Annotated in this window: 21 protein-coding genes, 2 tRNA genes and 1 pseudogene; 4 read left to right on the top strand and 20 right to left on the bottom strand. The window is 63.1% G+C overall.

Going from position 1 to position 22,445, the window contains the following annotated elements:
• Positions 1 to 10 precede the first annotated feature (10 nt).
• The 6 genes and pseudogenes from AC1DJH_RS03905 to AC1DJH_RS03930 all read right to left on the bottom strand — a co-directional run bounded on the left by AC1DJH_RS03905 (position 11) and on the right by AC1DJH_RS03930 (position 8,864).
• On the bottom strand, positions 11 to 5,311 hold the full coding sequence (locus AC1DJH_RS03905; protein ID WP_478184780.1) for a DEAD/DEAH box helicase: 5,301 nt from the start codon (positions 5,309 to 5,311) through the stop codon (positions 11 to 13).
• A 436-nt stretch (positions 5,312 to 5,747) separates the two neighbouring features.
• The gene (locus AC1DJH_RS03910) at positions 5,748 to 6,560 is read right to left on the bottom strand and encodes a site-specific integrase (RefSeq protein WP_478184781.1); all 813 of its coding nucleotides are present in this window, start codon (positions 6,558 to 6,560) and stop codon (positions 5,748 to 5,750) included.
• A gap of 176 nt (positions 6,561 to 6,736) precedes the next feature.
• A complete protein-coding gene (locus AC1DJH_RS03915; RefSeq protein ID WP_478184782.1) occupies positions 6,737 to 7,078 on the bottom strand; it encodes a hypothetical protein in 342 nt (113 codons plus the stop codon).
• 143 nt (positions 7,079 to 7,221) lie between these two features.
• Positions 7,222 to 7,593 (bottom strand): annotated as a pseudogene (locus AC1DJH_RS03920) (hypothetical protein); the annotation flags it as partial.
• An 18-nt stretch (positions 7,594 to 7,611) separates the two neighbouring features.
• Positions 7,612 to 8,238 carry a dienelactone hydrolase family protein gene (locus tag AC1DJH_RS03925; protein WP_478184783.1) on the bottom strand — a complete coding sequence of 209 codons (627 nt, stop codon included), beginning with the start codon at positions 8,236 to 8,238 and terminating at the stop codon, positions 7,612 to 7,614.
• Between the two features lie 11 nt (positions 8,239 to 8,249).
• Complete coding sequence (locus tag AC1DJH_RS03930) at positions 8,250 to 8,864, bottom strand: hypothetical protein (RefSeq protein WP_478184784.1); 615 nt, start codon at positions 8,862 to 8,864, stop codon at positions 8,250 to 8,252.
• A 120-nt stretch (positions 8,865 to 8,984) separates the two neighbouring features.
• Here AC1DJH_RS03930 and AC1DJH_RS03935 point away from each other — a divergent pair, with 120 nt between their 5' ends.
• Complete coding sequence (locus AC1DJH_RS03935; protein ID WP_478184785.1) at positions 8,985 to 9,245, top strand: helix-turn-helix domain-containing protein; 261 nt, start codon at positions 8,985 to 8,987, stop codon at positions 9,243 to 9,245.
• 12 nt (positions 9,246 to 9,257) lie between these two features.
• Here AC1DJH_RS03935 and AC1DJH_RS03940 read toward each other — a convergent pair whose 3' ends face one another.
• From AC1DJH_RS03940 to AC1DJH_RS03950, 3 genes are all read right to left on the bottom strand, one after another.
• Positions 9,258 to 9,833 carry a hypothetical protein gene (locus AC1DJH_RS03940; protein ID WP_478184786.1) on the bottom strand — a complete coding sequence of 192 codons (576 nt, stop codon included), beginning with the start codon at positions 9,831 to 9,833 and terminating at the stop codon, positions 9,258 to 9,260.
• 313 nt (positions 9,834 to 10,146) lie between these two features.
• On the bottom strand, positions 10,147 to 11,388 hold the full coding sequence (locus AC1DJH_RS03945; RefSeq protein ID WP_478184787.1) for a tyrosine-type recombinase/integrase: 1,242 nt from the start codon (positions 11,386 to 11,388) through the stop codon (positions 10,147 to 10,149).
• A 218-nt stretch (positions 11,389 to 11,606) separates the two neighbouring features.
• Positions 11,607 to 12,314 carry an SDR family NAD(P)-dependent oxidoreductase gene (locus AC1DJH_RS03950; protein ID WP_478184788.1) on the bottom strand — a complete coding sequence of 236 codons (708 nt, stop codon included), beginning with the start codon at positions 12,312 to 12,314 and terminating at the stop codon, positions 11,607 to 11,609.
• Between the two features lie 148 nt (positions 12,315 to 12,462).
• On the opposite strand from AC1DJH_RS03950, the gene AC1DJH_RS03955 reads away from it, so the two are divergent.
• Positions 12,463 to 12,538 (top strand) — tRNA-Lys (locus AC1DJH_RS03955).
• Between the two features lie 55 nt (positions 12,539 to 12,593).
• Here AC1DJH_RS03955 and AC1DJH_RS03960 read toward each other — a convergent pair.
• Complete coding sequence (locus AC1DJH_RS03960) at positions 12,594 to 13,010, bottom strand: hypothetical protein (protein WP_478184789.1); 417 nt, start codon at positions 13,008 to 13,010, stop codon at positions 12,594 to 12,596.
• A gap of 119 nt (positions 13,011 to 13,129) precedes the next feature.
• Here AC1DJH_RS03960 and AC1DJH_RS03965 point away from each other — a divergent pair, with 119 nt between their 5' ends.
• Positions 13,130 to 13,306 (top strand): hypothetical protein, encoded by a 177-nt coding sequence (locus AC1DJH_RS03965; protein ID WP_435483164.1) that lies wholly within the window; start codon positions 13,130 to 13,132, stop codon positions 13,304 to 13,306.
• Positions 13,307 to 13,403: 97 nt separating this feature from the next.
• Here AC1DJH_RS03965 and AC1DJH_RS03970 read toward each other — a convergent pair whose 3' ends face one another.
• The 3 genes from AC1DJH_RS03970 to AC1DJH_RS03980 form a co-directional block, all read right to left on the bottom strand.
• Positions 13,404 to 13,967, bottom strand: a complete 564-nt coding sequence (locus AC1DJH_RS03970) for an HNH endonuclease (RefSeq protein ID WP_478184790.1) — start codon at positions 13,965 to 13,967, stop codon at positions 13,404 to 13,406.
• Between the two features lie 71 nt (positions 13,968 to 14,038).
• Positions 14,039 to 14,227, bottom strand: coding sequence for a short-chain dehydrogenase (locus AC1DJH_RS03975; protein ID WP_472116833.1), 189 nt, complete (start codon positions 14,225 to 14,227; stop codon positions 14,039 to 14,041).
• A 40-nt stretch (positions 14,228 to 14,267) separates the two neighbouring features.
• Positions 14,268 to 14,344: transfer RNA gene (locus AC1DJH_RS03980), tRNA-Arg, on the bottom strand.
• Positions 14,345 to 14,982: 638 nt separating this feature from the next.
• On the opposite strand from AC1DJH_RS03980, the gene AC1DJH_RS03985 reads away from it, so the two are divergent.
• Complete coding sequence (locus AC1DJH_RS03985; protein ID WP_478184791.1) at positions 14,983 to 15,333, top strand: helix-turn-helix domain-containing protein; 351 nt, start codon at positions 14,983 to 14,985, stop codon at positions 15,331 to 15,333.
• 8 nt (positions 15,334 to 15,341) lie between these two features.
• Here AC1DJH_RS03985 and AC1DJH_RS03990 read toward each other — a convergent pair whose 3' ends face one another.
• The 7 genes from AC1DJH_RS03990 to AC1DJH_RS04020 form a co-directional block, all read right to left on the bottom strand.
• Positions 15,342 to 15,803 (bottom strand): acyl-CoA thioesterase, encoded by a 462-nt coding sequence (locus AC1DJH_RS03990; protein ID WP_472116827.1) that lies wholly within the window; start codon positions 15,801 to 15,803, stop codon positions 15,342 to 15,344.
• Positions 15,804 to 15,805: 2 nt separating this feature from the next.
• The gene (locus tag AC1DJH_RS03995) at positions 15,806 to 16,336 is read right to left on the bottom strand and encodes a MarR family winged helix-turn-helix transcriptional regulator (RefSeq protein ID WP_435435374.1); all 531 of its coding nucleotides are present in this window, start codon (positions 16,334 to 16,336) and stop codon (positions 15,806 to 15,808) included.
• Positions 16,333 to 17,109, bottom strand: coding sequence for an SDR family NAD(P)-dependent oxidoreductase (locus AC1DJH_RS04000; protein WP_478184792.1), 777 nt, complete (start codon positions 17,107 to 17,109; stop codon positions 16,333 to 16,335). Before AC1DJH_RS04000 ends, AC1DJH_RS03995 begins: the two co-directional genes overlap by 4 nt.
• Before the next feature lie 73 nt (positions 17,110 to 17,182).
• Positions 17,183 to 18,781: an ATP-dependent acyl-CoA ligase gene (locus AC1DJH_RS04005; RefSeq protein ID WP_478184793.1), complete on the bottom strand. Its 1,599-nt coding sequence runs from the start codon at positions 18,779 to 18,781 to the stop codon at positions 17,183 to 17,185.
• Entirely contained in the window at positions 18,771 to 19,502 is a 732-nt protein-coding gene (locus tag AC1DJH_RS04010; RefSeq protein WP_478184794.1) for an ABC transporter ATP-binding protein, read from the bottom strand. The genes AC1DJH_RS04005 and AC1DJH_RS04010 overlap by 11 nt, the downstream gene beginning before the upstream one ends.
• 82 nt (positions 19,503 to 19,584) lie before the next feature.
• Positions 19,585 to 21,372, bottom strand: coding sequence for a branched-chain amino acid ABC transporter ATP-binding protein/permease (locus AC1DJH_RS04015; RefSeq protein WP_435483156.1), 1,788 nt, complete (start codon positions 21,370 to 21,372; stop codon positions 19,585 to 19,587).
• A complete protein-coding gene (locus AC1DJH_RS04020) occupies positions 21,369 to 22,424 on the bottom strand; it encodes a branched-chain amino acid ABC transporter permease (protein WP_435435370.1) in 1,056 nt (351 codons plus the stop codon). The genes AC1DJH_RS04015 and AC1DJH_RS04020 overlap by 4 nt, the downstream gene beginning before the upstream one ends.
• Between the last annotated feature and the right edge of the window lie 21 nt (positions 22,425 to 22,445).

Here is a 22,445-nt window from a genome sequence, read left to right on the forward strand (position 1 = left end):
AATAGGAATCTCAGGAAAGAAGGCTGGCGAGGCGACTGATGGCATTGGCTTGTTCAGATGGTGCGGCAGGCCAAATCACCACTTCCAAACCACGATCCAGCAAGTAACTGACATCTATGCCTTCGGCGACCAAGGCAACACGCTGAGTGCGCCAAAGGGCCACAGCAGGCATACCTGCTATGGGCGTTCCCACATCGCTGGGCAACGGCAAGCCAAAGGTTGCTGCATTGAATTCGGCGGACGTACTGAGCGATGGCGTGTCCACAGCTACTGAGGGCGCGCCAGTTAATTCGCACAGGGCTATGGAAACCGATGGTGCTCGTCCATCCAGTGCCGGTAGCAGTTGGGTTCGCCCGACAGCAAGGCGTAAAAGCAAGGCACGCGCAGCGCGGTCGCGTCGGTCGATCACCAGATGGTCCGGCTGGTTGTAGTACGACAAAACGCAACGGTAGCAGCCAGCCACACACTGCGTGCCGGCCACATCGTTCAAGTCGTCCAGTGCGGGCAAGGGCTCACCCACGGCCGGCAAATCAAAATGCAGCATCTTGAGGGCCGCATAGGCCACGCGGGACAGCGCCTGGTCGTCGCGTACCAGGCGGGTCAGCACACCGGCACCGCCTTCGGTGGCCTCGTAGAACAACACGCCATTACGGCTTTTGCGGTCTGGCAAGGGCTCAGCTAACAGTTCAGACTCTTCCAACTGATAAACCGATTCAATGCCACGCTTCAAGGCGTATTGCAAGGTGGCAACAGTGACCTCCGGCGCGCCTTCATCGGCAAGCTGCAACAGCAACGCGTTCTTACGGTCCATGACCCACGGCACAATCAATTGATTCGGTGTACGGGTAGGATCCGGATCGGCTACATCGTCTTCATCCATCTTGGCCCAATTGCCGTTCAAAGGATTCACTGCGAATCCATGCTGATTCGGGTCAGCGCGGCGCCGCAATCCTTTATTCAGGCGGCTGATCTCTGCTCCCGGACCATAGCGTAGGGTGGCAATTGCGCCTTCTTTATCTTCAGCAAGCACCGTGCGCACGTCCGGGTGGCCACTTTCACGCCGTGCCCAACGGAAGATGGTTTGCAACTCAAAGCCCTGGTGTTGGCGTTCTTCATCGTTGACGGTAATGCGCTCTGCGGGAGAGGTACGCACGTTTTCGATGCGATACAGGTTGAGAACGATGTCGGCATTGTCCGTCAACGGTGCATCACAAGCCCGGCAGTGGCTGCGACCTCGGTCGCCCGGATCCGAATGGAAATGCGCACCGCCGCAACTGCGGCAGATGGTTGCCGTGTCGGTATTGAGCGCGCCACTTGCCGTGTCCCCGCGGGTGGACAACTGGGCAGCGGAAACCCGGTATGCTCGCCCCTCGTGGTAGACCAGACTGCGCGGACCGAATTCTGAAAGCGCAAGGAACCGTGGCCGCTGTAAGTACGCGCCCTTGGTATTGCGGTCGCCACTTCCGGGAATAAAGGCTGTAAGCGGCAGGCGGGGAAAGTTGTACCCCGGTAAAAACGCCTCGGTAGCCAGGTAGCGGTAGGTATAAAAATCGCTGGCAGAACTGTCAGAGCCACGCTGCAAAAGGTTTAACTGGTCGATGGCCTGGGCGTGTAGAGAGCGCGCTGCATCGCGTTCCCGCTGCGGCAAATTGTGTGTATCCATGGTGCGGCGGGACTGATCGCGTTGGCGCGCCGCACTGCGAAATAGCTCTCGCCACCGCTCAAACGCACTGTCCAACCGTTTGACGGCACCGTCGGTAATGTCTTGAGTCAGTGCAGCCGCTCCGTTAAACCAAGGGGCATCGTCCGGGTTCAGGTCAGCTTGTAAAAGCACCAAAACCTTATTGATTCTCTGTATTGCCAGGGGGGCAATTTCCGGCCTCTCCAGAGATTTTTTAACAGAAGCGTAGAGTGGCAAATCCTTTTGCTCGTTGGCCTCCACAACGTCAGAAATAGCGGCGCTGATAGGGGTGTTGGTACATGCCAGCCACACAGCCTGCAAATGGCAACGTACCAGTTCTTCGTTACCCAAATCGAGCGTGGGAGCACGCACTTCACCATGCACCATCCCCGGGGGGTCTGCAAAGAAATACTGATCATGTGGACTTCGTGCCGCGCAATAGGTAAGCACCAGCGCGGGCATGCCGCTGCGCCCTGCTCGACCGCTCCGCTGCGCGTAGTTGGCCGGAGTCGGGGGCATGTTGCGTAGATACACCGTGTTCAACGCAGAAATATCAACACCGAGCTCCATGGTGGGCGAACAGAACAGCACGGGAAGGAAGCGTTGCTGTTCGCCGAGTTCGGTTAACAGTTGCGCATTTTCCTTCAACCGTCTTTTGTCTTCTGTGCCATAACGGAAGCGCATTTCACGAGCCTCGCGCCGGTTCTTGTCCACCTGAGCGGTGTGCTCACGGGCCTCAAAGCCGAAGTAGTGAAAATCGGACGCAATGGCTTGTGACAAGTTCAGGTACAGGCCGCGGTAAAACGCGTTGTCCATGCCGCCGCGTTCGGCCTTACCTTCACCAGTGTGAAATTCAATGCAGGCGTTCTTCAGTTGCCAGCCAAGTGACGTGCCAAACGGTGTGGCCACCTGCGCTACTAGACCCGCCTTGCTGGCGGCGTTCAGCAGACAACTCAAGAGTTTTTGATAATCGAGTTTTTTTAGTAACCGGACATCTGACCGCTCCCACAACTCGGGCTTGCGAAGGTCTCGCCCCAAACCAGAGAGATAACCGGCGCGCAACAATTTATCTTCGTCCGCCAGCGAGTTCTCCCGGCGTGCTGGTGGGAACTCCATCAGAAAACGTGCTGTGCGCATCTGCTCTTCGCGGCCGAGCCCCCATGGAGAACGCAGTGTATTTAAAGATCGCCCACGCAATGCATCCTGTTCTGCAGATTCCAGCACCTCGGGGTCCAGAGCCAGTCCTTGGCGCATCATGTCCAATAGAACCCGATAGGCACGCTTACGCACCGCTGCACTGGCATTAGCTAGAATGGGTGGCGCATCGGCAAAGTTGGCATCGTTGGCACATAGGTCGTCCAAGCCGATGTACTCCACCCGCACCAGGCCTAATTGTTCAAGGTTAGGGTTAGTGAAGCGCCAACCACGCCGCTGATCAAACCATGCTCGATACGCCAGCACCTGTCGCATTGCCTTCTGTGCGTTGACGAAATTAGCGCCCTGCAATTCGGAATCTAGCAACCATTCAGATCGTAGACCAGACTCGCCGGGACGCTCAAAACCGAGTGCTTTGAAGACCGACAGACCAAGCCTGTCAGCCGACAGTCCTTCCGGACCGGCCTTGGTAATAGCACCGAGAAATGCAGCGCGAAATAGACTGACAAACAAAAAATCGTTGAAATGCCCGGCTTGTAGTGCCGCATCTTGGCGGTTGTCGGTAAAGCCAAGCATCTTGCGACGATCTACCGGAATGGCTTCTTGCGAATGCATCCATCGCAACACAGAATGGGTGAGCAAAGTCGTCGCCGATGAACGCCCCTCGGCGGACAAGGCTGCCAAGCGGTTTTTATCTTTGCCTTGCGCTGCGTGAACGACCTTGCAGTTCAAGCAAAATCTGAATTTCCCCGGAATGAACCAAGCATAGGCTCCAGTGCCCAACCGACCCGTGGGGGCTACAGAAATTCGCTCGGCTTTATTCTTGCGCGCATCTGACTTTAATCGGATATCGCCATGACGATCCTCTTCAAGCCATGCATCAGGATAGTCTTCATCGCGTCCGGCGAACTCTAGTGAACCATCCAAGGGCTCAGGCATCAGGAAGCCGAATTTCGGCGGGTCGGTGCCATCTGATTCTTCACTACGTTTGACAGTTGGGGGGACGTCGTCAATCTCTCTTGGCAAGACTTGCGCCTCTGCTCCCAACTCAAGGAATACTGGGTGGTACTCTTGCCCGCAGTCTCGACAGAAGTGGACGGGATACAAACGCTTGTCCGGCTGCTCTGGTAGGAACTGCTGCGCGTTAACCGTTAGCGTGCGACTGCCAGACGGGTCAATGGTAGCGTAGGCTGTGCCAGCGCCCGAAATGAATTGGTGCAACTTGAAGGCAAAAAAGCCGCGCTTGCCGGAGTTGCGCCCCTCCTGCCGGTCAGACTCGGCCATTGAGGTAATCAATAAAAACTGACGCAGCATGTCTGAGCATTGCTCCGATTGCATGCTGGAGTCTTCCGACAACCACTGAGTCGCCGTTTGCAGAGTTTGAGGCCGGGCACGTACCCACTTGGCTCCTTCCCATGTCAGCCCCAAACGAGTCTCAATCCAGATGGACAGGGGGTGTACTTCCAGCTCAGCATCGGTAATTGTGGGCGACAGCCCAGCGGCAATCGCGGAGGCCAATTGCGATTTGACCGTGCCGTGGTGCAGACTAGGGGTCGTGGCCCGCACCAGCGTTTCGCCGATGACATCGGTCGGCAACACAGTAGCCCCAAATAGTTTCGACGCAACGGATGCCACAGCCGTTCGCCGGTCGTCCTCAGACCCGCTGGCCATGGTTGCGGAAGTACCAATGCATTGCAAGCTGTCTGATGCCAGCAAGGCACGTATGCGGCGCACCAGTAATGCAACGTCCGCGCCTTGACGACCCCGATATGTATGGAGTTCGTCAAGCACCAGGTATTGCAGATTTTGGCAATGGCTGATGACCGTCTGATCAGTGGCATCCTGCCGCGTCATCAGATATTCCAGCATCATGAAGTTAGTCAGCAGAATGTCAGGAGGGTTAGCTGCGATGCTGCTGCGCTCCTCGCTATCCTCTTGGCCGGTATAACGCGCAAACGAGATGGGCTGAGCCGGGCATACGTGTTTAAGAAATTTCTCCAGCTCCTCCATTTGACTGTTGGCCAGCGCATTCATGGGGTACACAATGATGGCCCGGGTGCGCTTGGCGTTATCGGTCGCCTTGGCCCGCAGGATGGCATCAATGATGGGGACGAAGAAACAAAGTGATTTACCGGACCCGGTGCCGGTGGTCACGACATAGCTGCGCCCTTGCTTGGCCGCTACCAGGGCCTGCACTTGGTGCGTGTGGAGTTGCAAAGGCAGCGCCGGCTCGTCCGGCACACGGAAGATTTTTGCGGTGGTGGGGGTTACCTCCCCGGAGGCGGCCAGTTCATCAAGCGAAGCGCCCCGTTCGTAATGAGGCGTGATCTGTAGCAGCGGCTCTGGCCAGAACTGGTCTTTGGCATAAATAGCGTCGATCTGACGTTTGAGGTCATCCGCCCTAACACGGGTAAATGAACGCGCAAAGTTGGCGTAATCCCGAACTATCTGCTGACGCAAGTCAAAAACATCCATCCCTGCCCCCCCGTTTTGATGCCCAAATCGCTGCAACTTGACGAGAACCAGAGCGGCCGGTTTCGTTTTTCGTTACAACATCCCCTAAAACAGCGACAGAATCCGTCGCTTGTGCACCGAACACTGCCGTCTTGACGATTTACGCCACGACTGAGGGGTCAAGACGCGCGCCTTTGTAACATTATCGCGCCGATTGATTGGGCGAAGCAGCGGGCCGCTTGATATGCCCGCCTGCTCCATCCAAGTTCTCAAAGCGATCACCTGGCAACGATCTGCTGAGTTGCCAGCGACAACAAGATAGTTCCTCCTCTCCCTCCTGATCAGTTTTAGATCGAACAATGCGCAGTTCGATACCGTGGGCACCGTCTACCGTTCTCCTCGCGTGGGAACGGTGAGCGGTGTGAGCTTTATGCCGCACCGCAAGCCATGAAATGACTCAAAGGAGGCTCGGAATCTTTCGCTTGACCACCGGCCGGATGTACTTGGCCAACGTCACGTCCGACTTGTGCCCTGTCTGCTCCCGTATCTGCCACGGCGCCATGCCCACCAGCGCCGCCTCCGTGCAGTAGCCCGCTCGCAAGCTGTGGCCGGAGACCGCCTTGGTGGCGGCAGCGCCGTGCACACGCTTCACGGAGCGCTTGACGACCAGCGCCACCGACTGCGATGTCAGCCCCTTGGTGCCGACGAGATTGCCGTGTCGGCTGACCCACCGGAACACAGGGCCGCGGTCGATGCCCGAGAGCGTCAGCCATTGATCGAACGCCGCGACAGGACAACGCTCGGCATCCTCCGCATGCGGAATCCATACGGCGCGCCCTACCCCCTCCTGGTCTGTCTTGGAACGCCTCAGCAAAATTTCCATTCCAGCCTCGAAACGTGTGATGTCTGCGCACTGGATCGCCACCAGTTCGGAGCGGCGCAGCGCTCCTGCAAAGCCGACCAACAACAACGCTCTGTCGCGCGCCGCCTTCAAGGGCTTCTGCCGGTTCACCATGACCAGTATTTCCAGAAGGTCGGTCTTGACGAGCGCCTTCACGCGCCGTTGCGCCACGCCGAATGTGCGGCGGATACCCTGCATGGTGCGCTTGACCAGGCGGTCCACGACGGGCGACTTCAGTCCCTGCTCGGTGTGCGCCTGGTGGATCGCGATCAGCCGCCGCTGGATCGTCGCGACCGCCAGGACGCCTGCAAACTTCGCGGCGTAGTTGGCCACCATCTGAGGCGTGGCCGGTATCTTGCCGCCGTGCATTCGGAAATGCCTCAGGTCGCCGGCATACGACCGCGTCGTAGCTGCACTCTGCGCTGCGGCCGTGAAGCCGACGACCGCCGCAGAAGGCGACTCAACCGGCGCTTTCGGTGCCGGCCTGGGCACGTTGCGTGCGGTCGACTGGTGAGGCGAGCGCGCGGACATTGCTTTGCCGGACATCAATATTCATCCGGGTGCAAAAGGGTACTCACGACCCTCCGCCCATCATCCATTGCTGCGTCGGTGATCACCCATATGACGACGAAGGCGACGAGGTAGGAACTGATGATCCGGGCGCCTGACCGGAGAGCAGCGTTGTTGGCCTTGGCGTCCTCCGGGTCCACATTGCCCCAGTCGCCATGCTGGTGGCGCGACAGCAATGCGGCAGGGAAGACAGCGTGTTGCGCGAGATGGGCAAGTACCGCTGGCGTTGCGACGCACTGCCCGAGATCGAAGAGTGGCTTGTTGGACTTGAGGGTTTGAACATCCTGTTCAGGCACAGGCTCTTTGTCGTTCGACATGGGAACTCCTTGGGTTGAGGTTGATTCGGGGGAACGCAGAAACGACAAAGCACGCCGGGCCGCACCTGATGGCGCGAGCGGCGTGCTCTGTGGGGGATGCCGTAGATGGCTACGGCGGTGATGGGACTGGCGTGGTTGCTACATCAATCGTTCAGCAAGTTCTTCTGAAAGTGCGCGAGCCAGAGGTCGTAGCCGATGCGCTCCTTGTCGCGATGACCGCTCATGTGGCCGCGGAATTTGCAGGAGTCGCGCATTGCGGTGTAGCCCTCCGGCGTGCCAGGAAACTCCTGGCCGGTGGCGTCCAGCACGAACTTGTCGCCAGTGCGGGTGTTGGCGCACTTGCTGGTGTTTTCGGCGCCAGCTCTTCGCAGACGCCATGGCCCGTCGAAGTCGTGATACTCATCCGGGATGATCATGATTTCCGCACTGCCGCCGCGCGCATTCATCCATGTGACCTGCCGCTCGCACTCGGTCGCCAGGGCAATGTCATCCTTCTCTCCGTGAATGATCAGGAATGGCGTCTTCTTGAACCTCTATATCGTGTTCTTTTCGATGCAGGACGGGTAGATCGCAACGACAGCGTCGAAGTCGCGCAGCTTGCCCGTTTGCTGTTTGACGATCTGCCCGATGTAGGGACGCACAACGTTGATCGCCGACGCTCCCGACATGCTTTCGCCCATGTAGCCGATCTTGGCGTTCGTCCATTCCGGCATCGCGCCAAACGTTGCCGCAGCCACCATTGCGTCGATGGACATGTTGAAACCGTCGAGCCCCTTGGTGCGACCCGTCGAAAGATCGGCCGGCGTACCGCTGGACTGGCCGCGCGCCGCAAAGCTGTCGAGCACCACGGCATTGATGTTGTGCTCCATCAGGAAGCGCGCGTAGTCACCATGCCGCTTGTCCAGCCCACCGGCGTTTCCGTTGAGGATCACCAGCGCCTTGCGGTTGCCATCCTTGGCGCGGCCCACATAGGTCGGAATCTGAATCGAGGCGCACTTGAAGCTGGGCGTCTGCCAGAAGCCGGAGCAGTTGTAGCCGGGGGTGTAGGACTGCTGAAGGCCGGCGGGACTGAAGGCGACGTCCTGTTGCGGAGCCTGCGCGTGCACTGCGGAAGACAGCGCAACGAACAGCGAAGCGCAGATCGAGGCAAGTTTCTTCATGGGGTTGTTCCTCACTCTCCGAGGTCGGAGGTGACGCGAATGCGGCCGCGCGCATTGCCGGCGACCAAGTGGATGCACTCGTCGCGCTTGAGCTTGTCGCTGAAGTCGATGCGCCGTGAACCAAAGTCGCCATGGAGGAATAGGCTCTTTCCAGCCTGCCGCGTGATCCACTGAACGTCCACTAAGGCCAGTCGGTCGAAGGAGTTGTAGTTGCGAAGCACCGGCAACACCATCAGGTAGTCGGTGACGTCCAGGTTGGCTGAGGAGTTGAGGAACAGCACTTCGCCCTTGTCGTAGTCGACGACCACGCCGAGGAACGCCCGCGCCTGTACCTGACCCAGCCAGTTGAAGACGAATAGGCCCAGCGGCACCGTCGCATACAGACTGGCCGGGGTCTGTTCATAGAGCGCCCACACGATGGTGCAGTAGCCGACCGCTAACACGCCCGTTTCGAGGATCGCGCGCCAACTGTTGCCCATGTCGAAGATGCGACGCACCTGAGGCCCGTGCGCGTACTGCCGCTTGAAGCGCAGGAAGTGCACCGTACTGAACACCAACAGGACAGCCGCCGCGGCCATGGCTGCCAGGAACATGTTGCCGTTGTTGTCTTTCTTGCGGGAAGCCATGCGGATTGATCTCCATGTGTTTTTTCGTTTGTCACTGGTCGAAGGTCCAGGGGGCAAAAATAGTCACTCGTACTATAGTCGCTGGACGCACTATAGTGCGATACGGAAACTTGCGGCTCGATGTCTGAGCCCGCAATTGATCCGTATGAGAAAGCCTTGCGGCAGGTGTTTGCGACCGCCATCAGCAAGTGCCGGAAAGATCTCGACCTCAGCCAGGAAACCCTTGCCGAGTTGACCGACATGAGCACGAGCTACATCAGTCTTCTGGAGCGTGGGCGGCGCAACCTGACGGTGCTGGCCGCCTCAAGAATCGCTAACGCCTACGGCATGAAGCTGTCCGATTTCGTGGCGCTGGCAGAAACATATGGCGAAAGCGAGTAGAGGGGCGACGTACTACGCTTTACCCTTCGCAGTCGCCTTCGCCGAGATCTCCAAGTAGAAGATGTTCGACTTCGGCGTGATGAGTCGTTGCTGAATATCTGTTGTCACGATGTGCTGCGACGGGTCGATCCAATACGCTGGGTCAATCACGTAATGGAAGGACTTGACCTTGGCTGTGGCCCTGACGTGGTGCCACAGTGCCCAGCGTCCAAAAAGCGTCGCTGGGTCGAAATGCGCTGTAATGAGGGCCACGTCTGGCAGCGCGTCGATGGTCGAGCATTCCTTCTCCTCTGCGTTGAGCCCGTAGTCGCGCAAGATGCTCTGAAGCTGTGATGCGTAGCACCAGGTGGGCCCGTGCTCGGCGACGCCGTGCTGGAAAGCCGCCTTCATGATCGTGTCTAGCGGCTGGTTCGTCAGCATCGCGATACAGGCCATGCCATCGTCTATACGGATGTTTGGCTGCATCTCGACGCGCTTGAACGGTGACACGAAGCCCGCGGGCAAACCTGTCTCGGCGGGCGTGCTGTCGGTGGCCGTGGTAGGCGCTGCGGTCTTCGCGGTGGCTGCGATTTTGGTCTTGGTAGCCATGGAATAGATGATCCTCTGTGAAATGAAGGGACGAACGTCCAGCACAGCGAAGTTCCACGCCGCAACGCGACCCGACCTGTCAGCCGATGACTGAGGAAGGGATGCGAAGAGGAAAGGGAGAAGGTCTGCGAGATTGAGGCTCAAGGCCTCAGTTCGCGTCTTGCTGCACTGCTGTGCGCTCGGTCAAAACCCGGCTTCGGCACGCGAAAACAGCGCTTTGACAACCAAATCATAGCCGCCTGCTGCCACTAGGGGGCGAACAAATAACTTTGCCAGGCGGCGACAAAATCGCCGCACCAGAACGGGCCAAAGTTCACTTTTTTGTGTCTTGCGCCCCCGCAACCACCGCCTCTGGCCGCGCGCAGTACTCCGCCCACGCATCCATCATCACGCGACGCCGGTCCAGTCGCGTTGTACGAAGATACGCGGCCTCGGTCTTATCGCCAACGATGTGCGCCAAGGCCGCTTCGGCCAGTTCGCGAGGGAAGTCGGTTTCATCGGCTGCCCAGTCTCGGAAGGTGGAACGCATGCCGTGGGGCACAGCTTCGAGGTTCATCCGGCGCATGACGTTCAGCATGGTCATGTTCGAGATGTGCGTGCCATGCTTGATGCCTCGGAAGACGTACTTCTCGTCGGGCAAATGCGAAATGTTCTTGATGATGTCCACAGCGCGCTGGCTCATGGGCACTTCATGAATGCGCTGGCCCTTCATGCGCTCAGCCGGGACCGTCCAAACCTTGCCGTCAAGGTCGAACTCATCCCATTGCGCCCCGATCACCTCGCCGGTGCGGCTAGCAGTCAGGGTCAGAAACTCCAACGCCCGAATGCCCATGCCGTCTTTTTGCATGCGCATGTCTCGTAGAAACTGCGCAATCTCGCGATGGGGAACCGCTGGATAGTGCACAACCTTCGCAACCTTGCTCGGCTTGGGCAGCAATTCGCTGAGATAGGCAGTCCAGCGGGCTGGATTTTCTGAACTCCGATAGCCATTGACGGCCGCCCAGCCCAGGATACGTTCGATGCGACCGCGCAACCGTGTGGCAGTTTCCGTCTTTGTGCGCCAGATCGGCTCCAGCACTGCCATGACCGCGTGCTGATCAACGTCCTTCACTGGAAGCGATCCCATCTTCGGGTACGCAAAGTGCTCTAGGGATTGACGCCACTGATAGATGTGCTTCGCGTTCTTCCAGTCTTCTTTGTGGGCTTCGATGTACTTGTCTGCGCACCATCGGAATGTCTGCTCGGCGGCTGTGTTTTGACGGATTTTTTCGCGTTCGCGCTCGACCTTGGGGTCGATGCCCTTTTGGACAAGGCTCCGTTGCCGCTGTGCCAGTTCCCGAGCATCGGCCAGGCTCAGGCTATTGACGCCACCCAAACCGAAGGTCTGCGGTTTGTTGTTGAACGTATATCTAAAAAGAAAGGACTTGGAGCCCTGCGGGGTTACTTGAAGGTATAGACCTCCACCATCAGCGATCAGCCTCGGGGTGTTGGGGGTAGCGCTGGGTTGGGCATTCTTGATTTCAAGGGCGGTCAGTCGATTCAGTTCTCGGGCCATAGTGTTAGTCAATACCAATACAGATTGACTTACAGATCAAGTTGCACTGTGGAGCAATTCGGGGCGACATTCTGCGACACGATACCGATACTCTTGCTGTACGGTACCGGTGAAACGGACGCATATCGCCCCCCTGCGGCCATACTTGTCGCACATCCTCTCCACCAACCGATATGAAAAAGGCCCTGGCATCCGCCAGGGCCTTTTCTTTTTCCGGCTCAGGCGTCCAGCGCCAGGTGCTGCCCATGCAGCGCGGCCGCTGCGGGCGATGCCAGAAAACCGATGGTCTGCGCCGCGACCGAGGTCGAGACCCACTCCGCGGGGTTCGCATCGGGCATTGCCTGCCGGTTGGCCGGCGTGTCGAGCACGCTCGGCGCCACGCTGTTCACGTTGACGCCGTGCGGCGCCGCCTCGGCCGCCATGGCTTCCACCAGGCGCTGCAGTGCGCTCTTCGACGCGATGTACGCAGCCATGGCCGGCAGGCCGCGCGCCGCTACCTTTGCCGTCACCGCAATGATGCTGCCCGCGCGGCGCTCGATCATCGAGGGCAGCACCGCCTGCGTCACGGCCACGAACGACCATGCGTTGAGATTCATCATGCGGTCCCAGCTTGCGCGGGTGAGCGCATGCGTCGCTTCGCCCATCTCGAAGCCGCCCGCGATGTGAACGAGCGCATCGATGCGGCCGAAAGACGTGAGCACCTGCTGCGCGAGCCCGGCCATCTCTGGCGCCGAGGTCACGTCGCCCGCCAGCAGCAGATGCTGCGAGTTGTCGAGGCCCGGAAAAACTTCGGCGAGCCGGCCTGCATGGTGATCGACCAACGCAAGGCGCGCGCCCTGCTCCAGGAAGTGCTGGGCCACGGCGCGGCCCAATGCGCCCGCGGCGCCGGTGATCAAGACATGGGGGGTGGTGCTTGCGTCGCTCATCGAAATTCTCCTGGTTGAACCTGCTCGAGGGCGGTGCCCCGCCGGTGATGACGAATCCTAACGGCGTGAGTGCAAATTTTTTGGACGAGCTCAAAAACTGGGATATACTCGTGGTCTTGCCAGATAGCAGCAAACGCTTTCTAAGCAAGGGCTCTTAGCTCAGTTGGTAGAGCAGCGGACTCTTAATCCGTAGGTCGAGTGTTCGAGTCACTCAGGGCCCACCAACCAACATCGCGGAAACGCTGAAAAGCCCGCTACCTCACCGGTAGCGGGCTTTTTTCATTGCGCCGCGCCCGGCCGTGCGAGCCAGTCGTCGACGCAGCGCGCAAGCAGATCACGGCGCTCGCTCACCTCCGCCATCAGATACTGCCGCGCGTGCGTTTGCGCCAGATCGCTCGACAGGAACCACTGCTCCCGCTCGCGGCTGCCTTGCGCAGGCGGCGTGCCCCAGGCCGCGTTGCGGGCACCGAGAAAAGCCTCGGTCACCGGTAGGCGTCCATCCGTCTTGCCGAGGGCCGACAGCGCATCGCGCGGCCCGTCCAGCGCGATGCGAACTTTCACGATCTCCTCGTCGGCTTCGATGACCGCGCCGAGGCCGCCCGACCGATGCACCTGCCAAAGCTGCGCGGCGGACGCATTGCGCACCCAGCTTTCGAGGGCACGCGTCAAGCTCTCGAGAATCGTTTGTTTGTTCATGCGTGAATCTTTCACAGTTTTCTGCCTGGCCGAAAAGCCAGAACCGGCGTTGATGTTCGAAGGCCACGGAATGAACGGGCCCGGCGTTATGAATCCAGGCGTGAGCTATATTTCCTCCCATGGAAAACGCGTCCGACATAGGCAAACCCACTGTACCCATCGACCTGATCGGGCCGGATCACTGGCCGCGCTCGAAGCGCGGCGGCGGCAAGGCAACCAAGTTGCTGCTCGCCGTGGTGGGCGGGATTGCAGCAGCAGGCGTGATCGCCTACCGCTTCTTCGGCGTGGGACGCTGACAACTTACTCCTCTCCCTACCGCCAACGCAAGGAGCCCGCTGTCCGAAAGACAGCGGGCTCTTTTCATGTGCGCGGAGCGTCGTCACGACCACGCACTCACTGCAGCCGCGAGCCCTTGGGCAGGCGCCTCGCAAGCCACTCGTGCACATCCGCGCGGATGTTCCGGCCTTCGAGCAGAAAGTTCTCGAAGCGGCTCGGCACATACGGCAGGTAGACCAGCGGCATGCCCGCCTCCTCCGGCGTGCGCGCAGCCTTGCGGTTGTTGCAGACCGCGCATGCGCTCACGAGGTTGGTCCAGGTCCAGGGGCCGCCGCGCGACTCCGGCAGCACGTGTTCGCACTGCAGGTCGCGTTCGTGGAACACATCCGCGCAGTACGCGCAGGTGTGGCGGTCGCGTCGCAGCAGCTTGCTCTTGGTGACGCTCGGAACCACGTCGAACAGGTTGATCTTCGAGGCACCGCGCAACGCGATGATGGGCGCCACCTCGATGCGCGACTGCGCACCGCGTGCCACATTGAAGCCGCCGCGCAGCGTGGCCAGCGGCAGGCCGCCCTCTTCCCACGCGACGGAGTCGGTGGCGTAGTGCAACACCGCCTGCTCCAGCGAGATCCAGGCCTGCGGCGTGCCCTGAATGTCGAGTTGCAGGACGTGAGATTGCATGGGTCGCCTCCTTCATGGGCGATGGTTGTGAAGTTGAAAAATGAATGAAAGACAACGAGGGACGAGGCGCGCTACCACTCGCCCGATGCACGCACGCGTTGATCGAGGTCGAGCCCGTCGCGCTGCAATTCACCGCCCTGCGCCTCGCGCTGCGCACCTGTCACGATGCCGAAGCGCCGGACCAGGGCGAGCACCACGCGCCTGCGCGGCTGTGCCGGGCGCACGGTGATCATCCGGATCGGGGTGTTTCGCTTGCGCATGATGGTTCTCCTTGGGTGCGTGACAGCAAACAGCAAAAAGTGGCCCCACGTGCACGACTCGAACGTGCAACCCCTTGCTTCGTAGGCAAGTGCTCTGATCCATTGAGCTAACGCGGGTCTGAAAAACACTGCGGTGCTTTCCATTTCGGTTGTGTCCTCACGCGACGGACAGCGCGCTGGGCGCTGCCCCGTACGACGTCGCTGCACAGGAGTGATCAATTCCTGCACATCCCGCCAGACCGTCTACGCGGTGGGCCCTGGCGGTGTGGTGAAGGCACACCCGAAATGGCAAACAAAAAGGCCCGGAACCTTTCGGTGTCCGGGCCTCTGCATGAGAGAGCTTGGAAGGTATGCGCCTATGCGCAACCTCCACCCGGTAGCACCTGATCCTCGTTTTTTTCGACGCGCAGGCTGGCTGCGGCTGTCGCGGAATACACGTGGCTCTGGTGCTGATTCGGTCGGACCGACGGCATGCCGTCGAAACCACCGCACGCCCAGACGCGCACGAGCATTCGGCCCGAGGCGGGTCGAATGCTGGTGAGGTGCAATGCGGTGTTCACGATGGTTCCTGGATCAAAAATTGCCGATGTCGGCCGTCAAGGGTGGGAAAGATGGTACGGCTTGTGCCGCGAGTGAAGGCAACTGTAAATAGTGTTTACGGAGGCGTCAACAACCGGGACAATCTTTTCTTGTCTTGTTGTTGTTTTTGAACAGTGCCCAATGTCACCGTCGCGCGCCGTTGCAATGCCCTCGCGTTGCATCGCCGCTTTCTCGAAGAGGCCGTGGCCGCCGGCCTGCCGGCCAAGGGCCTGGACCAGGCGTTCGCCAGGAAGATCGAAATCTCTCCCAGCATGTGGAGCCAGATCAAGAGTGCCCGCCCCATCGGCGACAACCTCGCACGGCAGATCGAAAGGCACTGCAACGTGGAGATCGGCTGGCTCGACAAGGAAGACCGTCCCTCCGAGGTGCCCGACGCGGCAGAAGAGCGCTTCATTGCGTATGCGCGCGAGGCCTGGCGCACGGCCAATGCCAAGGGCAAGAAGGAATTGAGCGGCTGGCTGAAGAAGCGCGCGCAGGACGCTGCCGGCAACCCGCCGGCGCCCTGACCGGCCGCTCAGCCCGGCGCAGGCGCGTTGCGCAGGATGGCCGTGCGCATGTCGTCCGGAATGGCGACAGAGCGGTGCGTCTCGAGCGACGTGGTCACGATCACCTGCGTCATCTGCATGCGCACCTCGCCGGTCTGCGCGCCGAAGCAGCGCACCGCCAGCGTCATCGAGCGCGAGCCCAGCCGCTGCACGCAAAGGCCGAGCACCACCTGGTCGCCCATGCGGCTCACGGCGCGGAAATCGACGTCGAGCTTCACGGTCGGCAGGCCGATGCGGCGCTGCGCCACCAGCCCGTGGTAGCTGAGCCCCAGGCCTTCATTGACCCAGTCCTCCACCAAGCCGTTGAGCATCACGAAGTACTGCGGATAGAAGACGATGCCCGCCGGGTCGCAATCGGAAAAGCGGATCAGCCGCGGCCGGCGGAACTCGCCGCTCGCGACCGTCAGGTCGACATGGCTGGCTTCGCCCATGGTCAGCCTTCTTCGCCCGCGGGCTCGCCGCGCATCACATGCACGCGCAGCAACCCGAGCTGCGTGTGCATCTGCTTGACCGTCTTCATGTCGAGCCCCGAGAACATCTCGAGGATCCATTGCTCGTGCTCGCTGGCCATGGTCTCGAAGGTGCGGCGGCCGGCGGGTGTGAGGCTCACGATCCACGCGCGACGGTCGTCGGGGCTGGGCGCGCGCGCCACCATGCCTTCGCGCTCGAGCTCGTCCGTCAGGCCCGTGACGTTGCCGCCGGTCACCATCAGGTAGCGCGACAGCACGCGCATCTTCAGGCCGTCCTTGTAACGGTAGAGCTGCGCCATGTAGTCGAAGCGCGCAAGCGAAATACCGAAGCGCTCTCGCAGCCGGCGGCGGATTTCGGCCTCGATCTGCGTGGTGCTGGCCAGCATGCGCAGCCAGAGCTTGAGCATCGCGTGGTCTTCGTGACCGGCGCGCCCCTCGTGCCCCAGTTCTTCGGCATCGCTCAGCACCGCATGCGAAGCGTCGTTGCGTGTCATGTCACTTCCCCCCCTGAGACCGAGATCGACTGCCCGGTGACCGATGCGGCGCCCGCGCCGCACAGCCAGCGCACGGTGTCGGCCACTTCCGAAGGCTGCACGATGCGCTTCTGCGGGTTGACGCTCGAGAATTCCGCCAGCGCATCGGCTTCGCTGCGGCCGGTCTTGCCGACCACGTTGGCCACGCTGTTGCGCAGGATGTCGGTGTCGGTGTAGCCCGGGCACACGGCGTTCACCGTGATGCCCTTGCGTGCCACCTCCAGCGCCAGCGAACGCGTGAGCCCGACCACGCCGTGTTTGGCCGCGGTATAGGCCGCCACGTAGGCGTAACCCTTCTGCCCCGCCGTGCTGGCGATGTTGACGATGCGGCCCCAGCCGGTGTCGAGCATGTCGGGCAGCGCGGCCTGCGCGCACAGGAAGCTGCCCGTGAGGTTGACCGACAGCATGCGTTGCCAGAGCTCGAAGGACGTCTTGAGGAACGGCGCGCTCTCGGCCGCGCCCGCGTTGTTCACCAGAACGGCAATGCGGCCGCGCGCGGCGCGGGCTTCGGCGAAAGCCGCCTGCACCGCCTCCGGGTTGGCGACGTCGGCCGTGGCCACGCCGTGCCCACTGCCCGCGAGCGTGTCGGCCACGCGCTGCAGCGCCTCGCGGTCGCGGCCCAGCAGTGTCAGAACGGCGCCCTCGGCGGCCAGGGTGCGGGCGATTTCGGCGCCGATGCCGCGCGCAGCGCCCGTGACGAGTGCGTGGCGGCCAGTCAGTGAATTTGAGTGCATGCCTGAATGTTTTAGTTCTGAATCATTTTAGCGGCATGCGTCGGCCCGTGCTGTGAGCGCATGAAACGCTTCCTCAGCTGCGCTGGCCCCGCGCGGGCCGGCCGTCCCAGGTCTGGGGCCCCACGCCGCGCTCGCGCAGCTTGAACTTCTGCACCTTGCCGTTTTCTGTGCGCGGCAGGTCGGCCAGCAGGTCGATGTAGCGCGGCACGGCGAAGTACGGCAGGCGGGCTTCGCAGAAGCGTGCGACTTCGACGGGGTCGATCGTCGCGCCGTCGCGCGGCACCAGCGCGGCCATCACCTCGTCCTCGGCCAGTTCGGAGCGCACCGGGTACACCGCGCACGAAGCCACGCCCGGATGGCTCAGCAGCACCTGCTCCACCTCGAACGACGAGATGTTCTCGCCGCGCCGGCGGATCGCGTCCTTGATGCGGTCGACGAAACGAAACGCGCCGTCGGCATCGCGCACCACGCGGTCGCCGGTATGGAACCAGAGGTTGCGCCAGGCCTCGACCGTCTTCCCGGGCATGTTGAAGTAGCCGCTCGCGAAGGCGTAGGGCTCGTCGGCGCGCAGCAGCAGCTCGCCGGCCTCGCCGGGCGGCAGCGCCGCATCGTCTTCATCGGCCACGCGCGCCTGGAAGCCCGTGCGCAGCCAGCCCATGACACCGCCGCGCGGCGAATCGGGCACGGTGGCGATGGCGAAATTGGTCTCGGTCGAGCCGTAGCCTTCGAGCAGCGCCACGCCCGTGCGCGCCTTGAATGCGGCGCCGGCGGCAGCAGGCACGCCCGGCCCGAGCCCGATGCGCACACGGTGGTCCCGTTCGCCCTCCCCTTCGGGTTGCGCGAGCAGGATGGGCACCATCGCGCCCAGCAGGTAGACGACGGTCGCGCCGCTGGCGCGCATCGACGGCCAGAAGCCCGATGCAGAGAAGCGTGACTCGAACACCACCTCGGCCCCCGTCAGCGCCGCCTGTGCGAAGGTGTTCAGCGCGTTGATGTGGAACAGCGGCAGCGTGGTGCACAGCACGTCGTCGGCGCCCACGGCTAGCACTTCCGCGCTGTTCACGCCCCACCAGAAATACTGCGCGTGCGGACAGATCACGCCCTTGGCCGGTCCGGTGGTGCCGGAGGTGTACAGGATGGCCAGCGGATCGCCGGACTGCACCGGCGCCGGTGCAATGGGCTCGGCGCCTTCGGGGTACGGCACCACACGCACGCCAGCAGGCGTCGGCCATGGCGCCGCCTGCGCCTCGCCGACCACCCAGATCTCGCGCAACGCGGTGCGCCCGAGGTCGGCCGTGGCGAGCCGCTCCAGAAAGGCCGCCTCGATCACCAGCAGCCTCGCCTCGCTGTTGGCGAGGAAGTATTCGATCTGCGGCCCCATCGATGCCGAGTTGATGGGCACCACGGACGCGCCCAGCCAGCCCGCGCCCAGGAAGCTCTCGAGAAACTCGATGCGGTTGCCGCAGATCACCGCCACGCGGTCGCCGCGCGCCACACCGGCGAGCGCCAAGGCCCCGGCGCGAACGGCTGCTGCCTGCGCCGCATCGCGGTGCGCCCAGGCGCGCCCCGCGATCCGCAGCAGCGCGCGCGACCCGAACAGCCCGGCCTGGCGCTGCAGCATGGCCGGCAGCGTGCGTTGCGCGGGCGGCACGGCGCGCGGGTCACTCGTCATCGTGCGTGCCTCCGCCCAGGTACGTCGCCTGCACCCGCGGGTCGCTCGCCAGTTCGGCCGAAGCGCCCGAGAGCGCGATCTCGCCCGTCTCGAGCACATAGCCCTGGTCGGAGCTTTCGAGCGCGGCGCGCGCGTTCTGCTCCACCAGCAGGATCGACACGCCGTCCTCGCGCAGCTTGCGCACGATGGTCAGGATGTCGCGCACGATCAGCGGCGCCAGGCCCAGGCTGGGCTCGTCGAGCATCAGCAGGCGCGGCGCCGACATCAGCGCGCGTCCCACCGCCAGCATCTGCCGCTCGCCGCCCGAGAGCGTGTCGGCGCGCTGCGAGCGGCGCTCGGCCAGCCGTGGAAAGCGGTCGTACACAGACTGCAGCCGCTTCTTCATCGCGTCGCCGCGCAGCCGCTTGGCATAGGCGCCAAGCTGCAGGTTGTCGAGCACGGTGAGCTCGCCGAACAGCTCGCGCTTCTCGGGCACCAGGCACAGGCCGCGCTCCACGCGCGCCTCCACGTCCAGCCCCTGCAGGTCTTCGCCTTCGAAGCGCAGCGTGCCCTTGCAAGGCAGCAGGCCCATGGCCGCGGCCAGCAGCGTGGTCTTGCCCGCGCCGTTCGGGCCGATCACCGAGATGATCTGCCCCGGCTGCAAATCCAGCGACACACCCCTTACAGCCTCGACCTGCCCATACGACACATGCAAGTCCCCAATCTCCAGCATCGCGGTCATTTCGCTACCCCCAGGCTTGTCACTTCGTGTACTTCTCCTGCCCCCTGAAGGGGGCCCGCGCCTTCGGGCGGCCGTGCGGCGCTCATACAACGCTCCCCAGGTAAGCCGCCTGCACCCGCTCGTCGGCGCGCACCGCCGACGGCACGCCCTCCACGAGCTTGGAGCCGAAGTTCATCACCACCAGCCGGTCCACCAGTTTCATCACGAAGTCCATGTCGTGTTCGACGATGAGGATGGTCACGCCCTCCTCGCGCAGCTTGCGCAGCAGGTCGCCGAGCGCCATCTTTTCCTTGCGGCGCAGGCCGGCCGCTGGCTCGTCGAGCACCAGCAGCACCGGGTCGGCGGCCAGCGCGCGCGCAATCTCCAGGATGCGCTGCGTGCCCAGCGGCAGGCTGCCCGCCAGTTCGTGCGCGCGGTCGCCCAGCCCGATGCGGTCGAGTTGCCGCTGCGCCTCCTGCAGGATCTGGCTTTCTTCCGCGCGGTCCAGCCGCAGGCCCGCCTTCAGGATGCCCGAGCGCGTGCGTGAATGCGCGCCCAGCGCCACGTTGTCGAGCAGGCTCATGCGCGGGCGCAACTTCACGTGCTGGAAAGTGCGCGCCAGGCCCAGCCGCGCCACCTGCCGCTGCGGCATGCCGGCGATGTCGTGGTCCAGGAAGCGCACCTGGCCGGCGCTCATCGGCAGCGTGCAGGTCAGCAGGTTGAACATGGTCGACTTGCCCGCGCCGTTCGGCCCGATCAGCCCGACGATCTCGCCGGCCTTCACGTCGAAGCTCACGTCGTTCACCGCCACCAGTCCGCCGAAGCGCTTGACCGCGCCGTTCACCGACAGCACCTGCGCCCCGCGCGCGGGCAGCGTGCGATGCGCCAGCGGCGCAACCGGCGCGGCGTCGTGGCGCGACGGCCCTTGCGAGCTGCCTCGACGGCGCGTCCAGCGGCGCAGCAGCCCCATCACGCCGCCGCGCGCAAAGTGCAGCAGCAGGATGAACAGCGCGGCGAAGGCCACGGCCTCCAGTTGGCCGGCGCGCTGCGTGAGCATCGGCAGCACGTCCTGCAGGCCGTTCTTCAGCACCAGCACCAGCGCGGCGCCCACCAGCGCGCCCGCCAACTGGCCGAGCCCGCCGGCCACCGCCATCAGCAGGTACTCGATGCTGGCACGCACGTCGAAGGGCGAGGGGCTCACGAAGCGGTTCATGTGCGCATAGAGCCAGCCCGCCAGCCCCGCGAACAGCGCGGCCGTGACGAACAGCGACAGCCGCACGCGGTACGCATCCGCACCCACGCTGGCCAGCAACGTGGCGCCGCCGCGCAAGCCGCGAATTGCACGCCCCGGCCGCGACTGCAGCAGGTTGTGGCTGAACAGGCAGGCCAGCCCGACGATCACCCAGATCAGGTAGTACATCGCGCGCGGCTCGGCCAGCGACCAGCCCGCGACCTGCAGCGCCGGAATGTTCGACAGGCCCGTATGGCGCCCGAGCGCATCGACGTTGCCGAACAGCATGGCGATCGACAGGCCCCACGCGATGGTGCTCAGCGGCAGGAAGTGCCCGCCGAGGCGCAGCGTGAGCATGCCGATGGCCAGCGCCGACAGCCCCGTGAGCAGCAGTGCGAACAGCAGCCCGATCCACGGCGACATGCCCTGCGTGGTCGTCAGCCAGGCCGTGGCATAGGCTGCGATGCCCACGAAGGCCGCCTGCCCGAACGAGGTGGCGCCGCCAACGCCCGTGAGCAGCACCAGGCCCAGCGCCACCAGCGCGCCGATGCCGATGTCGTTGAGCAGCGAGACCGTGAAGCTGCCCGCCACCGCCGGCACCAGTGCCAGCACCGCGACCACCGCGGCGATCCACGCCATGCGTTTGCGGTTCGTGTTCATTGGTCCACCTCGTCTTCTTCCTCTTCGGCGTGCGCGGCCATGAAGGAGCGCAGCATGAGCACCGGAATCAGCAGGCTGAACACGATCACGTCTTTCAGCGCGCCGCTCCAGAACGAGGCAAAACTCTCCACCACGCCGACCGCGAGCGCGCCCACGGCCGTCATGGGGTAGCTCACCAGCCCGCCGATGATCGCGGCCACGAAGGCCTTCAGGCCGATGATGAAACCGGAGTCGTAGTACATGGTCGTCACCGGCGCGATCAGCACGCCGATGAGCCCCGCCAGCAGCGAGGCGCAGCCGTAGGCAAGCAAGGCCGTGCGCACCGGCCGGATGCCAACCAGCCGCGCGCCCACCCGGTTCACGGCCGTGGCGCGCAGCGCCTTGCCGGCCACCGTGCGCTCGAACACCAGGAAGAACAGGCCGCTCAGCACGATGGCCGCTCCCACCATCAGCACCACCTGGCCGCTGACGGTGAAGCCGTCGCCCAGCGTGAACACGGCGCTGGTGAGCGGCGTGGTGCGCGAGCCTTCGGGCCCGAAGAACAGCAGGCCCAGGCCCGACAGCAGGAAATGCAGCGCCAGCGACACGATCAGCAGCACCAGCACCGACGCATCGGCGATCGGCTGGAACACCACCCGCGCCAGCAGCGGCGCGATCGGCACCACCAGCAGCACGGCCACCGCGATGTGCACCGCCACCGGCACGCCGGGCCGCGCGGCCAGCCATGCGAGCACGCACGGAATGGCCGGCAGCACGCCCCACATCAGCACCGCCTTGGGAATGCGCGCGGCCTCGCCACGCCGCAGCAGGCTGCCGATTTCGGTGGCCAGCGCCAGCGCGGCCAGCACGGCCACCATGCCGATGGTCGGCGGCACGCGGCCGGTCTCGAAGGCCGCCAGCGACAGGGCCGCGAAGGCCGCGATGTCGCCGAACGGCACGAACACCACCCGCGTGACGGAGAAGATGAGCACCAGCCCCAGGCCGGCCAGCAGGTAGACGGCGCCGTTGGCCAGGCCGTCGGTGAGAAGAATGAGGGCCACGTCCCATGTCATCGCGCGGCCCTCCCGAAGAAC

It is taken from the genome of Variovorax sp. 10N412, assembly GCF_056394985.1.

Coding starts and splice junctions, on each gene's coding strand:
- AC1DJH_RS03905 (WP_478184780.1), bottom strand. CDS start 5,311: ATGGATGTTTTTGACTTGCGTCAGCAGATAGTTCGGGATTACGCCAAC.
- AC1DJH_RS03910 (WP_478184781.1), bottom strand. CDS start 6,560: ATGCACGGCGGCAAGATACCGGCCACGCCTCAGATGGTGGCCAACTAC.
- AC1DJH_RS03915 (WP_478184782.1), bottom strand. CDS start 7,078: ATGTCGAACGACAAAGAGCCTGTGCCTGAACAGGATGTTCAAACCCTC.
- AC1DJH_RS03925 (WP_478184783.1), bottom strand. CDS start 8,238: ATGAAGAAACTTGCCTCGATCTGCGCTTCGCTGTTCGTTGCGCTGTCT.
- AC1DJH_RS03930 (WP_478184784.1), bottom strand. CDS start 8,864: ATGGCTTCCCGCAAGAAAGACAACAACGGCAACATGTTCCTGGCAGCC.
- AC1DJH_RS03935 (WP_478184785.1), top strand. CDS start 8,985: ATGTCTGAGCCCGCAATTGATCCGTATGAGAAAGCCTTGCGGCAGGTG.
- AC1DJH_RS03940 (WP_478184786.1), bottom strand. CDS start 9,833: ATGGCTACCAAGACCAAAATCGCAGCCACCGCGAAGACCGCAGCGCCT.
- AC1DJH_RS03945 (WP_478184787.1), bottom strand. CDS start 11,388: ATGGCCCGAGAACTGAATCGACTGACCGCCCTTGAAATCAAGAATGCC.
- AC1DJH_RS03950 (WP_478184788.1), bottom strand. CDS start 12,314: ATGAGCGACGCAAGCACCACCCCCCATGTCTTGATCACCGGCGCCGCG.
- AC1DJH_RS03960 (WP_478184789.1), bottom strand. CDS start 13,010: ATGAACAAACAAACGATTCTCGAGAGCTTGACGCGTGCCCTCGAAAGC.
- AC1DJH_RS03965 (WP_435483164.1), top strand. CDS start 13,130: ATGGAAAACGCGTCCGACATAGGCAAACCCACTGTACCCATCGACCTG.
- AC1DJH_RS03970 (WP_478184790.1), bottom strand. CDS start 13,967: ATGCAATCTCACGTCCTGCAACTCGACATTCAGGGCACGCCGCAGGCC.
- AC1DJH_RS03975 (WP_472116833.1), bottom strand. CDS start 14,227: ATGCGCAAGCGAAACACCCCGATCCGGATGATCACCGTGCGCCCGGCA.
- AC1DJH_RS03990 (WP_472116827.1), bottom strand. CDS start 15,803: ATGGGCGAAGCCAGCCATGTCGACCTGACGGTCGCGAGCGGCGAGTTC.
- AC1DJH_RS03995 (WP_435435374.1), bottom strand. CDS start 16,336: ATGACACGCAACGACGCTTCGCATGCGGTGCTGAGCGATGCCGAAGAA.
- AC1DJH_RS04000 (WP_478184792.1), bottom strand. CDS start 17,109: ATGCACTCAAATTCACTGACTGGCCGCCACGCACTCGTCACGGGCGCT.
- AC1DJH_RS04005 (WP_478184793.1), bottom strand. CDS start 18,781: ATGACGAGTGACCCGCGCGCCGTGCCGCCCGCGCAACGCACGCTGCCG.
- AC1DJH_RS04010 (WP_478184794.1), bottom strand. CDS start 19,502: ATGACCGCGATGCTGGAGATTGGGGACTTGCATGTGTCGTATGGGCAG.
- AC1DJH_RS04015 (WP_435483156.1), bottom strand. CDS start 21,372: ATGAACACGAACCGCAAACGCATGGCGTGGATCGCCGCGGTGGTCGCG.
- AC1DJH_RS04020 (WP_435435370.1), bottom strand. CDS start 22,424: ATGACATGGGACGTGGCCCTCATTCTTCTCACCGACGGCCTGGCCAAC.